Source organism: Methylomonas sp. HYX-M1, assembly GCF_040741385.1.
Classification (GTDB): domain Bacteria; phylum Pseudomonadota; class Gammaproteobacteria; order Methylococcales; family Methylomonadaceae; genus Methylomonas; species Methylomonas rhizoryzae.
In genome coordinates this window covers 1193863-1207762 of sequence record NZ_CP160405.1, presented here as the reverse complement: position 1 = coordinate 1207762, position 13900 = coordinate 1193863, and the positions used below count along the sequence as shown (strand labels likewise).

Below are 13900 nucleotides of genomic sequence, written 5' to 3'. Positions count from 1 at the left end.
CGGGCCCCTTATAAGCCGGTAATCATATCACCGCACAGATACAGCGCCAATTACAGCCGGAACAGCCTTCCGATACGAGTCCGCCCACGAGGTGGCAAAACCAACCTTCCCTGTCTATCGTCTACACTTGAAGGCTTTAGTCAACAGGCAGTTTCACGGACAGGAATCACTTGCTAGCCCTGTAGCGGTTCCTTAGAATTCAGCAGATAAACCGGAGGTAGCGCTTGTCAAATCATCGAGAATTCATCCCGCTAAACATTGCCGTACTAACGGTATCCGACAGCCGAACCGAAGCGGACGACACATCCGGTCAAACCTTGGTGGCGGGCTTAACCGAAGCCGGCCATCGCTTGATCGACAAGAAAATCGTAGCCGACGACATCTACCAGATCCGCGCCGCCGTCAGCTTATGGATTGCTGACCCCAGCGTACACGCCGTCATCAGCACCGGCGGCACCGGCGTGACCGGCCGCGACGGCACGCCGGAAGCGGTATTGCCACTATTGGACAAAGTTCTGGACGGGTTCGGAGAAGTCTTTCGAATGCTGTCGTATCACACCATTAAAAGTTCGACCATACAGTCGCGCGCCGTCGCCGGGGTCGCGAACGCCACTTATATTTTCTGCATACCTGGCTCGTCCGGCGCTTGCCGGGACGCCTGGCAGCAGTTGATCAAGGAGCAGTTGGACTACCGTACCCGGCCTTGCAACTTGGTTCAGCTAATGCCACGGCTATTGGAAAAATAATGCAAACGCGCTTTTTGTTTTGGGCGGCAATCGCAGGCGGTTCGGGCGTCGGGTTGGGTGCGTTCGGCGCCCACGGTTTGAAATCAGCATTGTCCGCTTACGAATTGGAAATTTACAAAACCGCTGTCGATTATCAAATGTGGCATGCGTTACTGCTCGGTTTAATCGGCAGCTTGCCACCCCGACGGCAATTACTTTGGGCCGGCTGGGCATTACTGGCCGGCATTGTCCTGTTTTCAGGTAGTCTGTACTTATTGGCAATCCTGAAAATCCGCTGGCTGGGGGTGATCACCCCGTTCGGCGGTACGGCATTTCTCGCCGCTTGGGGCTTACTGGCATACGCCGCCTATCGGCGTTCGGAGGAATAAACCATGGCTACGCCGCCACGCCCGCCAAGTTCCGCACCCGTGCGCCAGCCCAATCGGAGCGGCATGCGCGATCCGGACATTCATGAAGAAAAACTACCGCCGGTGCCGGAAGACGCGATGCTCAAGGTCTTGCAATCCGTCATCCATATTGCGGTGCGGACCTTAGCCGTATTAACGACTTTGGTGATTTTATGGGGTGTAGCGGACGTAGTTTACGTGTTATACCAACGCTTGGTTGCGCCGCCGCTGTTGTTACTCACCGTTTCCGACTTATTGGCCGTGTTCGGCTCGATATTGTCGGTGTTGATTGCGGTCGAAATCTTCATCAGCATCACTTTTTATATCAGGCACGACGTGTTGCCGATTAAACTGGTGCTGGCTACCGCGCTGATGGCTATTTCCCGTAAAGTCATCATGCTCGATGTCGCGGACTTGGATTGGCCTTACATCGTTGCGATTGCAGCGGTTATCATAGCCTTGGGCCTGGCATACTGGCTGATCTCCTACAAACCCAAACCCATACCACAAGAAGAGCGATAATCGATGCGCGACGCAGCCCCTCAAACCATCTATCTAAAAGATTACACGCCTCCGGAATATTTAATCGATCGGATCGACCTGGAGTTCGAGCTGGACGAACAATGCACGCTAGTCCGTTCACGGCTATCGGTGCGGCGCAATCCGGACAGCGCGCACCTCGATACCTCGTTAACCTTGCAAGGCGAAGAGCTGGAACTTTTGAGCATTGACCTGGACGGCACCGCGCTGTCGAGCGACGCTTATCTGCTCACTCCCGAATTTCTAACCCTGCATAACGTTCCACAAGACGGCACCTTTACCGTCGCTATCGAAAACCGCATCAATCCCAAAGCCAATACCGCACTGGAAGGCCTTTACCTGTCCGGCAGCATGCTGTGCACCCAATGCGAAGCGCAAGGTTTTCGCAAGATTACCTGGTTCTTGGACCGACCGGACGTCATGAGCCGCTTCAGCGCCAAACTAACGGCCGATTTCGCTCGCTTTCCGGTTCTGTTGTCCAACGGCAATAAAACCGGCCAAGGCGAAAACGCAGACGGCCGGCACTGGGTTAGCTGGGAAGACCCTTTCGCCAAACCGTGCTACTTGTTCGCCCTGGTTGCCGGCCAGTTGGAATGCGTGCGAGACAGCTTCGTCACGATGAGCGGGCGCCGGATTGACTTGGAAATTTTCGTAGAACCCCACAATCTGGACAAGTGCGGACACGCCATGCGATCTCTGCAAAATGCTATGCGCTGGGACGAAGAGCAATACGGGCGCGAATACGATCTGGATTTGTACATGATCGTCGCGGTAGATCATTTCAATATGGGTGCGATGGAAAACAAAGGCCTGAACGTTTTCAACACCAAATTCGTGCTGGCCCGTCCCGACACCGCCACGGACAGCGACTACGAACACATCGAAGGCGTCATCGGCCACGAATACTTTCACAACTGGTCCGGCAACCGGGTTACCTGCCGCGACTGGTTTCAATTGAGCTTGAAAGAAGGCTTCACCGTATTCCGCGACCAGCAATTCAGCGGCGACCGCAGCTCGCCGGCTGTCAAACGCATCGAAGACGTCAACATGCTGCGCACCCGCCAATTTGCGGAAGACGCCGGTCCGCTGGCCCATCCCATCCGGCCGGAAGCCTATATCGAAATCAACAATTTTTATACCTTGACGGTTTACGAAAAAGGCGCTGAGGTGGTCCGTATGCTGCACACGTTGCTCGGCGCCAAAGGCTTTCGTAAAGGCTGCGATTTATATTTCCAACGCCACGACGGCCAAGCCGTAACCTGCGACGATTTCGTCAACGCCATGGAGAGCGCGAACGGCGTCGATTTAAGCCAATTCCGCCGCTGGTATTCCCAAGCCGGCACGCCGGTGCTGACGGTATCGCAACACTATGACCCGGATAAAAGGCAGTTGCGGCTGGATATTCGGCAAAGCTGCCCGCCTACTCCAAGTCAACCCGAAAAACTGCCGCTGCACATTCCGGTCAAATTGGGCCTGCTGAATCCGGACGGTTCGCCGGCGCCTATTGTCATACACGGCGAAAGCTCGGAAGAAATCACGCTCAATGTAACCGAAGCCGCCCAAATCTTCGTTTTCGAACAACTCGATGCGTGCCCCGTGGTATCGTTGCTCCGCGGCTTTTCCGCGCCGGTCAATCTGGAAATGCCGCGCGAGTTGGGCGAGCTGGCCTTTTTGCTGCGCCACGACAACGACACCTTCAATCGCTGGGAAGCCGGCCAACAACTGGCCAAACAAATCATTTTCGGCTTGATAGAAGACATCCGCCGCCAGCGTCCGCTCCATCTGAACGCACTGTTGATCGACGCGTTCCATAGCCTGCTGCAGGAAGAAGCCGACGACTTATCCTACCAAGCCTTGTTGCTGGCCCTGCCGGAAGAAAATTATCTGGCCGGGCAAATGGCGGTGGTCGACGTAGACGCCATCCACCATGCCCGGGAATTCGTCAAAGACACCTTGGCACAGGCCCTGCAGGACGATTTCAAGCGTGTTTACCTGATACACCACCGCGACGAATCCGGCAAATTCGACGCCATGGCGATAGGCCGACGCCGCTTGAAAAACGCCTGTTTAGGCTATCTGAGTCAACTGGAATCGTCGGAAAGTTACCAGCTAAGCCAACAGCAATTCGACAGCACCCAAAACATGACCGATCAAATGGCGGCCTTATCCGGCATCGTCAACAGCCATCACCCGGCAAAAGCCGATTGTCTGGATAGCTTTTATCGGCAATGGCAACACGAAGCCCTGGTCATCGACAAATGGTTTGCCTTGCAAGCCTCCAGCGCCATGCCTGATACCTTCGCCACCGTGCTGGCATTGATGCAACATCCGGCCTTCGACATCAAAACCCCTAACCGGGTCAGAGCGCTGATAGGTGCTTTCAGCCAAGCCAATCCGGTGCATTTTCACGCGAAAAACGGCGACGGGTATCGTTTCCTGGCCGACCAAGTTGTCGCCCTAAACGACATAAACCCGCAAATCGCCTCCCGCATGGTCACCGGCTTCGCCCAATGGCGCCGCTACGATCACGCCCGGCAAAATCTAATGAAAGAACAGCTGCAACGCATCGTGAACACTCCCCATCTGTCGAAAGACGTGTACGAAATAGCCAGCAAGAGTTTGGCGTAGCTGTCACAATCACGTAAACTATTTGAGTAATTTCCCCACTTGCCGCCAGCATGACTGTCCGTACCGCTCAGGTAGAGCGCAATACCCTAGAAACCCAAATCAAAGTTGCGGTCAACCTGGACGGCAACGGCGTCACCTCGTTCCAAACAGGCCTGCCCTTTTTAGAACACATGCTGGATCAAATCGCCCGGCACGGCTCTATCGATCTATCGATTGAATCTCACGGCGACCTGCACATAGACGCTCACCACAGCGTAGAAGACATCGGCATTACCTTGGGACAAGCCGTCACCAAAGCGCTGGGAGATAAAAAAGGCATCTACCGCTACGGTCATGCGTATTGCCCGTTGGACGAATCGCTCTCGCGCGTAGTAGTGGATTTTTCCGGCCGACCCGGACTGTTTTACGAGGTCGAGTTCAAGCGCGCCTGGATCGGCAACTTCGACGTCGATTTATTCAAGGAATTTTTCCAAGGTTTCGTCAATCACGCCGGCGTCACGCTGCATATAGACAACTTGAAAGGCGGCAACGCCCATCATATTGCCGAAACCGTCTTCAAAGCGTTCGGCCGCGCCGTGCGCATGGCGATTAGCCCCGACCCCCGTATGGCAGGTATCATGCCGTCAACCAAAGGTAGTTTATAATCCCCCCACACGCCGTATCCTTTTTAACAACGCTATCTTTATGTCTTCAGTTGCCGTTATCGATTACGGGATGGGTAATCTGCATTCCATTGCCAAAGCACTTCAACACGCGGCACCCGGCGCATCCGTCCGCATCAGCGCACAGGTACAAACCATACAACAAGCCGATCGCGTCGTATTTCCCGGAGTCGGCGCCATACGCGATTGTATGGACGCCCTGGAGCGCTTAAATTTAATCGACGCCATCAAACAAGCCGCGCACAACAAACCTTTTTTGGGCATCTGCTTGGGCATGCAAGCGCTGTTGACCGATAGCGAAGAAAACCAGGGTACCCAATGCCTGAACATCATTCCCGGTCACGTCCGCCGTTTTCCAGATCCCTGCCGCGACGAAACCGGACAACGGCTGAAAATTCCGCATATGGGCTGGAACCAAGTGGAGCAAACCCCCCACCCGTTATGGCAAGGCATACCGCAGTCGAGCCGGTTTTATTTCGTACACAGCTATTATGCCCAGCCGGATTCGCCAAGCGACGCTATCGCACACAGCACATACGGCCAAGCGTTTGCTTGCGCACTGGCGAAAGACAATGTATTTGCCGTGCAATTTCATCCGGAAAAAAGCCAAGCAGTAGGACTTAAGCTATTACAAAATTTTTTGCGCTGGGATGGCGCAAATTAACCTCCGCCGACCCCGTTCGGCTTTTTAACATTATTCATCGAGTGGTTTAACGTTGAGATAAAGCTATGTTGCTGATACCTGCAATTGATTTGAAAGAAGGAAAGTGTGTGCGGCTGCGTCAAGGTCGAATGGAAGACGATACGGTGTTTTCCGACGATCCGATTGCCGTCGCAGGACGCTGGGTGGCAGCAGGCGCAAAGCGGTTGCATTTAGTCGATTTAGACGGCGCGTTCGCGGGCAAGCCCAAAAACGCCGAAGTCATACATGCCATCGTAGAAGCCTATCCCGACGTACCGGTACAAATCGGCGGCGGCATTCGCGACGAAGACACCATACAGGCTTATCTGGAAGCCGGGGTGGAATACGTCATCATCGGCACCAAAGCCGTCAGCGAACCGCACTTCGTCCGCGACATCGCCATCGAATTTCCCGGCCACATCATCATCGGCCTGGACGCCAGAGACGGCAAAGTAGCGATCGACGGCTGGTCCAAGCTGTCGCGTCACGACGTCATCGACTTAGCGAAAAAATTCGAAGCGCAAGGCGTTTCAGCCATTGTTTACACCGACATCTCCCGCGACGGTATGATGCAAGGCGTCAACGTGGAAGCGACGGCGAAATTGGCGCGGTCGGTCAACATCCCCATCATCGCCTCCGGCGGCATCACCAATTTGCAGGACATCCGCGCCTTGGGCGCCGTCTCGCACGAAGGCATTATGGGCGCGATTACCGGCCGGGCCATCTACGAAGGCACCATGGACTTCGCCGAAGCCGAAAAACTGGCCGAATCGTTCGGATAACTTATGGGCTTGGCAAAACGCATCATTCCGTGCCTGGACGTCGATAACGGCCGCGTCGTCAAAGGCGTGCAATTCGTCGACATCCGCGACGCCGGCGACCCGGTGGAAATCGCCCGGCGTTACGATCAGGAAGGTGCGGACGAACTCACCTTTTTGGACATTACCGCCACCCACGACAACCGAACGACCATGGTTCACGTCGTGGAACAAGTCGCCGGCCAAGTGTTTATCCCGTTAACGGTCGGCGGCGGCATCCGCAGCTTGGACGACATTCGCCGCATGCTGAATGCCGGCGCCGACAAAGTCGGCATCAACAGCGCCGCGGTTTTTCGCCCGGAATTCGTCCGGGAAGCGGCGGATAAATTCGGTGCGCAATGCATCGTCGTCGCGATAGACGCGAAAAAGGTCAGTCAGGACGGCGAAGCGGACCGATGGGAGATTTTCACCCACGGCGGCCGTAAACCCACCGGCATCGACGCCGTGGAATGGGCGGTCAAAATGACAGCCTTCGGCGCCGGCGAAATTTTGCTGACCAGCATGGATCGAGACGGCACCAAATGCGGCTTCGACCTAGCCCTAACCCGGACAGTCAGCGACGCGGTAGGCGTACCGGTAATCGCCTCCGGCGGCGTTGGCAACCTGGACCACTTGGCGGACGGCATCCTGCAAGGTAAAGCCGACGCGGTGCTGGCCGCCAGCATTTTTCATTTCGGCGAATATAGCGTGGAACAAGCCAAACGCCACATGCAAGCAAAAGGCATAGAGGTAAGATTATGACGCCGAATTGGCTTGACGAAGTCCAATGGACGAACGACGGCTTGGTGCCGGTCATCGCGCAACAACACGATACCGGCCGAGTCGTCATGTTTGCCTGGATGAATAAAGAATCCCTGCAACTGACGGCCAGCGAGGGATACGCCGTTTATTGGTCTCGCTCGCGCCAACGACTATGGCGTAAAGGCGAAGAATCCGGCCACCGGCAAAGAATCGTGGATATACAACTCGATTGCGATAACGACGTCATATTGATTAAAATAGACCAGGAAGGCGGCATCGCCTGTCACACCGGCCGTGAAAGCTGCTTTTACCGCAGCTTGGAGAACGGCCAATGGCTAGCCAAGGACCCGGTTTTAAAAGACCCCAAAGCCATCTACAAATAAATCCCATCCAAGCCGGCATAGCTCAGCAGGTAGAGCAGCGCACTCGTAACGCGAAGGTCGTAGGTTCGATTCCTATTGCCGGCACCATTAAAAACAATAGCTTACGATGATTTGTAAGTTGGTGATTTTTAAAATGTCGCACTTTTGTCGCACTGAAAAATAAAATCCCCAGACAACAATCGAATGTTCTCGACATTTTGGGAAAGTGGGTGGAGTGAGATTCGGCCTCATGCAAACGCCATTGACCCAAACCGCCGATATGGCGGTTTGACTGCTTCCCATAGGCTAGTACTTCTGGCAAATGAAACGCCGGTGACACGATACCGGGAATTTCCGGTATATCGGTTTCGGCAATTATTTGCTTTTGTCGTTAGCACTTCGGCAATTCATTTGACTTTTGTTCCGGAGGGGATATATTGCGATGCGCTTCTTTCTGCTCGGCGCTCTTTCCGTCATCGCTGGCTTCATGGTGTTTGGATTGCAAGGCGGGCTGTATGCCAGAATCAGCGGGGTGTGAGTGCGCAGCATCCCAAAGAAGTTATTGATTTCGTCGACCTGGCTAGGGCGGCTACGACTGGTTTGTGAAAGCCAGAAAGGGTAAGCCTTTCCATTTCTGATCCCAATTCATGTCAGCGATCGATTATGACAAGACGGAAGTCGGCAGCACTCACGGCAAACGAGATTGAAACAAAGTCTATTCTGCCCATTTATTAACCGACGCAAATTTGCTTTCGTCTATCTCCGTTGGCCGTTTCTGCGCCAAAACCTGCGATTTGCCGGTTTTGAATTTCGTCTTTATTCCCGGCGCGGGAATTTGAGGTGGGGCAATGACCTTCCCATTCCCTCTTCGTACTAAGCGGAAAATTCCGCTGAGTTAAAACCGACAAATCGTAGGTTTTAAATTTCGTCGTCATCTAACTTGCACGTCGTTGTTTGGGCATCGCTGGATTCATGTGCATTCCGAGCGATCCCGCCGCTGTTTCCTACCCAAAGTCGACAAGTAATTCCAATCGCAATACCGTTGCCCAATCCGATATGATTGCGCCAGTGCAGCATGTGGTATTTCAGGAGCTGTGAACTGTCGAAACCGACCCATAACCGTCTTTGACCGCTGTTATTTGATCGGCTGGTTAGTGATGCACAACTGACGGTCTTAAGAAAGGAAAATTGCTAAACTCATATCTTTTAGTACAAAATCAAAGAATATTCACAGCGCTACTGGAAGCATATAGTGAAAAATAAAAAAGGAAAAATTCGTAACTGGGACTGGGTAAAAAACGCTGTAGAGCTCAATGGAGCAATCTATGCTTTAAACGAAATTAGAAAGACCCATCCATCGAATTATTACTCTGATTTGCAGAGGTTTAGACGAATTGCAATATTAGACACAGCAAAACTATTCCGCCTTGGTTCTAGTGAAATTGGACATCTTCTTTGGAGCTATCCACCATTAACTCCGATTTCTTTAAAAAATGAATTGGCGTGGGCAAGTGCATGGCTTAGCGGTCAAGCAACAAAAATCAATGCATATCGTTGTTTTGAAAAAGAAATCCAAGAAATTATTTTGGCAGGCGAAATAGATACTGCCGCAGCTAATCTGGATATTTTTTGTGTGAAAAGCGGCTGGAGTTTATGGGCTATCGAGCTTCGACTTGCACTTGAGCAACTGAGCAAGGGCATAGAGGCGCAGAAATCACTCGCAGCAACTTGGAAATCAATAGCGCAAAATGGAACCCTCCGTTTAATAGCACAGGTAGTAAGTGATCGCAACGATCCGACTTTTTCTTATGATGCCTTCCATTGGAATTGCTTAAATGCTTTCCCCGAATTTACCAATGCCGGTGATTGGCTGCCAACGTATTTAATATATCGTTCACTTTCAAGTTTATATGGCAAGAAAGAGTCAGCCTTACCCATCATTCTTTCACGAGAATTAACATCAAGTCTTATTGATTATTACGAAGCAATTATTGAAACATTGGTAAATATCGTAAACGATACGACTGATTTGCAATCTTTGCGTCCAGACGCTATTCGAGTTATTAATACATTACTTAAAGATGGCTATACTGACTGTAGGTTGCAAAAACTTCATATTGCATTGACTGGTATCATGCCTAGTAATAATGCTTTATCAGTAGCCAATTCACCATCAGTTCAATTGCTTTTCGACGCTTGTACATCGAGACTCTGCTGGGATGAATTACCATCAAATATTTCACCGTTTCTTCAAGATGTGCTTAAAGATGTACGTCAATGTGATGAAGAAGGAATTCAAGCATTGGAGGCAATAACAAATATTGTTAAGTTGGGAACTAATCTTAAAAGTCTCGATATTGGCGTTGCTATTGGCATTTCTCCACAATTGCTTGCTGGAGATCTAACTTCACAAACAGTACTACCACTAGCATTGAGCCTAACTGTCTGTGGTTGGCAATTTGATGAAATTACTGCATTGGAAGATGAAATTATCGAGATTTTCTTAGAATCATCAGCTCAAGATGAGTGCTGTGCAATGCATGAACGAGTCGCCAGTTTTCTAAATGTTTTACATGGTAATCCAATAGAAGACTTAGCGGCTAAAGATTCACTCAGCTATCTATGGTTGGGGCGACAATTAATCAAGCAGAAGCGGTGGGACGAAGCATTTTGGTTGTGCGACTGTATGGCTGATTTTGGTTCTTATTTTTTGACTCGGCAGTCCGAAAAACTTCGTCTTAAAGTTTTTACAAACAAAGGGGAGCTTAAAAAAGCGTTTGAACTAATGACGCAATGGTTGCTTAAAGCGTCACATTACGCAACTGAATTTCCCATAGCCAAAATCTTCACGGATAGAAAATTCTCATCATTCACTGACATAGACCCTATTTTAGTTGGACTTGTCTCGCACCATGCTTATATTACGACTGAAGACCAGGATATTCACGGTATATGTAAAATGGCGTGCCAGGAAGTTGCTATTATGGGTGGTTTAAAATACGTTTCTGAAAAGTTTGATATTATAAATGATAAAACTATTAATGCTATTTTAATAGCATTCGCAAGAGACGTTTGGATTGAAGAGAATCTTACCATGAACTATTTTCTTGAATCTACAGAAGATGTTCGGAATGAACGAATGCAGGTTATGCAGTTATTGATGAATTGGGATGAACAAAATAAAGCTGATTATATCGATGCCATAAAAGAATTAACCCTAGACAAAACCCTACGAAACGGCTTGCGGCAAATTGATCAAACTCGTGTATTTGCTAATGAAGTGGCATTGTACAGATGGGCTGAAAAAGAACTATACCAGGATTATGAGCGCCTGATGAAGTTACTAGAAAGTCAGTCGAATGACACATTATCTAACGATCTGATTAGACAATATCTTGTTTCACCTAATAATATTGATTTTCTGCAAGAATTAGGGGGAGGAGAACCGACTGAGGCGGACGCATTACTCATAAAATTGTTGGAACGTTTATTTGAAAGGTTTTTACACGATCCTTATGAAGGCTTGGATTGCTACTTGAGTTTACGAATTCGGCATGGCAGCTTGCGTGGAACTTTATTTGGTGTCTTGGAAGATCAGAGACTTTTGTATTCTTCGACAGGATTATTCTCTCAGACTGCATTCGATAAACGTTGGGGATCAACACTCAATATTTCTGAGCAAGATAGGGTATTGGTAATAGCCGCACTCGAAACATTTACTATGAGATTAAAAGGTATTGGTGACGATTTGGTAAATGACTGTGTACAAATTATTTCTGAGAAAAAACCTAAAGGAGCAATACCAGACAAAATTTCCAGAACAGACGTTAAACTTTTTAGAGCATTTACAAAGTTAATAGCTGAGAGCAATATATCATTTCAATCGCTTGTATACATGGGATATTCTATATTTTGGAAACTCCTTGAACCGTCATTAATAAAACTAGGGATGTATGTTCGGCAAGATGTTAAAAATCAGCTTCAAGCGGAATTTGATACCCTAGCCGAAAAACTACGCAATATTAGTCCGCAAACCATGCCGCTAGTTACAACGATCCATACAGTAGCTACCACAACTCAAAGTCAATGCGATACGATTGCTGATTGGTTCAAACCGCCTCAAACCAGCGGGCATGATAACTATGCATTTTCTATTGCGATAGACATCGCTAAGACAGCGACTACAAATGTTTATCGTGCATTTCCAATCGATGTTAGCCTTTGTAATATGCCTGAACAAGATTTGTCTTTATCTCCTTCAGGATTGTCAGTAGTAACTGATTGTTTATTTGTTATCTTTGAGAATGCTTGGAAGCATTCTGGGCTTAGAGAAGAGATAGGGGCTCTCGATCTTTACGCTAACTTTGATAGTGTAAATAAATTGCTAACATTTAAAGTCTTCAGTAATTTATCTAAAGCAAGGATAGAAATTTTGGAGACAAATGAATTGGAAATTCTTAAAACCAAATATCTATCTCAAAATAATGCTGAACTTGCGCGATGTGAGGGAGGTTCCGGGCTACCAAAACTTGCAAGATTAACTCGGCTTGTTGATCGCACATTGGTATTACACCCTTTAGAATTTGATATTGTTGACCAGCGTTGGATGATCCAAATTACTATTCCTCTCTACGAACGAGAAGGTTTGTATGAAGCCTACGAATAATCCCCTTGTACTTATAATTGAAGATGATGAGCCAAAACTTCAGGCAGTGCATTTTTTTTTACAGGAATCAATACCAAATGCTAATCTGGAAATAGCTACTTCACTGTCGAGTGCAATTCGGGTACTTTCTACACACGCAGTCACTTTGGCAGTGATTGATATGTCGTTACCAACATTCGATGTTTCCAAAGATCGAACTGGAGGACAGCCACAGGGTTTTGGTGGTAGTGATATCCTTCGATTTATTGAAGCTAAATCACCGTCTACCTATAGCGTTGTGTTAACACAATACGAAGAATTTCCTTCGGATAGGAATGGAGGGCGCAAAGATTTAAACGCATTGAAAGAAGAGCTACACCAAAAATTTGGCTCTCGATTTCTTGATGTCATTTATTACTCTGGTCAACTTGGTGACTGGCGTGACGCCCTTCTAACAGCATTAATTAACGCAAGAATTGAAATAAATAATGAAGATATTAATAGTTGATGACAACTTAGATAAAATCACTATTCTGAAAAACGAACTTCTGGGGTTAGGTTTACAGGATACAAATATTTCTGTAGCTTTTCACGCTGCCGAAGCTCGCAAACTGCTTAGTGTTGTAGCGTTTGACATCATGCTACTTGATGTACTGTTACCAATTAGAAAGGATGCCAACCCGCATGGTGAAACAAGTATTGAGCTATTAAAACAAATTGTTGAAGACGGCAATTATAATGCTCCGAAATATATTATCGGAGTTACCGCCGACCTTAATGCATTAGAGCAGCATAAGAATGAATTTCAGAATCTGACAGCTCATATTATTGAAGTTACACTAGGCTCCGATAGCTGGAAAAAATTTCTTGGTACTACAGTATCTCATTTGCAAAAAATTAAGAATGCAGAATTAACCTATGACTACGATGTTTGTGTTCTTACAGCCTTGTGTGATCCAGAGTTAAAGGCTGTGCTTTCGACATGGGAGCCTGAACTTACATCTGAGAAATTTTTAACCCGTGGTGTAATTGTTAAGTTAGGTAACATCACCTATGCAGGTAGTACAAAGCGAGTTGCTTTCGCACACCTTTCTCAGATGGGAATGGTAGCCGCGACACATACTGCTGACACGTTGCTTCAAATGTTCAAGCCCAGAGTACTTATGATGACGGGAATTTGTGGGGGGTTTTCGGATCAAAATGTATGTGTCGGAGATGTAGTTATTGCTGATAAAAGTTGGGATTGGCAGGAGGGAAAATGGAATCAGGATGGCGTTTTGATACCAGCCCCAAATCAAAAGGATGCATCAAGCGATCTCGTAGCGATTGCTCGAAATATTGAATCTAAACTCCACGAGTTTCAATCTAAATTTCAAGGAAATGCGCCATCTGAAAGAGCTAAACTGATTGTAGCTCCAATGGTATCTGGTAGTTCTGTAGTTGCCTCAACCGATCTACAGAATGTATTTCGAGGTCAACATCGCAAGATGGCAGCTGTCGATATGGAATGTTATGGAATGTATTACACTGCTAGCATGACAACAGCTCCCTCTCCGAAAACAATATGTATTAAGTCAGTATCTGATTTAGCAGATCGTACGAAATCCGATGACTTACAAAAGTATTGCAGTTATTTGAGTGCCTCTTTTGGCTTGGAATTAATGCGTAAATATTGGGAATCTTCGTAGCA

12 protein-coding genes and 1 tRNA gene are annotated in these 13900 nt (G+C 48.4%); all 13 read left to right on the top strand.

All coding sequences use genetic code 11. The annotated features are described in order from the left end of the window. The first annotated feature begins 224 nt into the window (after positions 1–224). Positions 225–746 (top strand): molybdenum cofactor biosynthesis protein B, encoded by a 522-nt coding sequence (gene moaB, locus AB0A83_RS05685; protein WP_150047336.1) that lies wholly within the window; start codon positions 225–227, stop codon positions 744–746. Next, a complete protein-coding gene (locus tag AB0A83_RS05680; protein ID WP_150047335.1) occupies positions 746–1114 on the top strand; it encodes a DUF423 domain-containing protein in 369 nt (122 codons plus the stop codon). The genes moaB and AB0A83_RS05680 overlap by 1 nt, the downstream gene beginning before the upstream one ends. Before the next feature lie 3 nt (positions 1115–1117). Further along, a complete protein-coding gene (locus AB0A83_RS05675) occupies positions 1118–1654 on the top strand; it encodes a phosphate-starvation-inducible PsiE family protein (RefSeq protein WP_190303258.1) in 537 nt (178 codons plus the stop codon). A gap of 3 nt (positions 1655–1657) precedes the next feature. After that, complete coding sequence (gene pepN, locus AB0A83_RS05670) at positions 1658–4300, top strand: aminopeptidase N (RefSeq protein WP_367155656.1); 2643 nt, start codon at positions 1658–1660, stop codon at positions 4298–4300. Between the two features lie 50 nt (positions 4301–4350). Next, a complete protein-coding gene (hisB, locus tag AB0A83_RS05665) occupies positions 4351–4944 on the top strand; it encodes an imidazoleglycerol-phosphate dehydratase HisB (RefSeq protein WP_367155655.1) in 594 nt (197 codons plus the stop codon). A 40-nt stretch (positions 4945–4984) separates the two neighbouring features. Beyond that, complete coding sequence (gene hisH / locus AB0A83_RS05660; RefSeq protein ID WP_150047332.1) at positions 4985–5626, top strand: imidazole glycerol phosphate synthase subunit HisH; 642 nt, start codon at positions 4985–4987, stop codon at positions 5624–5626. A 65-nt stretch (positions 5627–5691) separates the two neighbouring features. Next, positions 5692–6426, top strand: a complete 735-nt coding sequence (hisA, locus tag AB0A83_RS05655) for a 1-(5-phosphoribosyl)-5-[(5-phosphoribosylamino)methylideneamino]imidazole-4-carboxamide isomerase (RefSeq protein ID WP_150047331.1) — start codon at positions 5692–5694, stop codon at positions 6424–6426. Between the two features lie 3 nt (positions 6427–6429). Next, positions 6430–7203, top strand: a complete 774-nt coding sequence (hisF, locus tag AB0A83_RS05650) for an imidazole glycerol phosphate synthase subunit HisF (protein WP_367155654.1) — start codon at positions 6430–6432, stop codon at positions 7201–7203. Then, entirely contained in the window at positions 7200–7586 is a 387-nt protein-coding gene (gene hisI / locus AB0A83_RS05645; protein WP_150047329.1) for a phosphoribosyl-AMP cyclohydrolase, read from the top strand. Before hisF ends, hisI begins: the two co-directional genes overlap by 4 nt. Before the next feature lie 11 nt (positions 7587–7597). Further along, a tRNA-Thr gene (locus tag AB0A83_RS05640) sits at positions 7598–7673 on the top strand. Between the two features lie 1144 nt (positions 7674–8817). Further along, positions 8818–12231, top strand: coding sequence for a hypothetical protein (locus tag AB0A83_RS05635; RefSeq protein WP_367155652.1), 3414 nt, complete (start codon positions 8818–8820; stop codon positions 12229–12231). After that, a complete protein-coding gene (locus AB0A83_RS05630; protein ID WP_367155651.1) occupies positions 12215–12718 on the top strand; it encodes a hypothetical protein in 504 nt (167 codons plus the stop codon). The genes AB0A83_RS05635 and AB0A83_RS05630 overlap by 17 nt, the downstream gene beginning before the upstream one ends. Beyond that, complete coding sequence (locus AB0A83_RS05625) at positions 12699–13898, top strand: hypothetical protein (protein WP_367155650.1); 1200 nt, start codon at positions 12699–12701, stop codon at positions 13896–13898. Before AB0A83_RS05630 ends, AB0A83_RS05625 begins: the two co-directional genes overlap by 20 nt. Positions 13899–13900: the final 2 nt, after the last annotated feature.

Bases quoted from the DNA above. Each gene is read 5' to 3' on its own strand.
- AB0A83_RS05680 (WP_150047335.1), top strand. From the start codon at position 746: ATGCAAACGCGCTTTTTGTTTTGGGCGGCAATCGCAGGCGGTTCGGGC.
- AB0A83_RS05675 (WP_190303258.1), top strand. From the start codon at position 1,118: ATGGCTACGCCGCCACGCCCGCCAAGTTCCGCACCCGTGCGCCAGCCC.
- pepN (WP_367155656.1), top strand. From the start codon at position 1,658: ATGCGCGACGCAGCCCCTCAAACCATCTATCTAAAAGATTACACGCCT.
- hisB (WP_367155655.1), top strand. From the start codon at position 4,351: ATGACTGTCCGTACCGCTCAGGTAGAGCGCAATACCCTAGAAACCCAA.
- hisH (WP_150047332.1), top strand. From the start codon at position 4,985: ATGTCTTCAGTTGCCGTTATCGATTACGGGATGGGTAATCTGCATTCC.
- hisA (WP_150047331.1), top strand. From the start codon at position 5,692: ATGTTGCTGATACCTGCAATTGATTTGAAAGAAGGAAAGTGTGTGCGG.
- hisF (WP_367155654.1), top strand. From the start codon at position 6,430: ATGGGCTTGGCAAAACGCATCATTCCGTGCCTGGACGTCGATAACGGC.
- hisI (WP_150047329.1), top strand. From the start codon at position 7,200: ATGACGCCGAATTGGCTTGACGAAGTCCAATGGACGAACGACGGCTTG.
- AB0A83_RS05630 (WP_367155651.1), top strand. From the start codon at position 12,215: ATGAAGCCTACGAATAATCCCCTTGTACTTATAATTGAAGATGATGAG.
- AB0A83_RS05625 (WP_367155650.1), top strand. From the start codon at position 12,699: ATGAAGATATTAATAGTTGATGACAACTTAGATAAAATCACTATTCTG.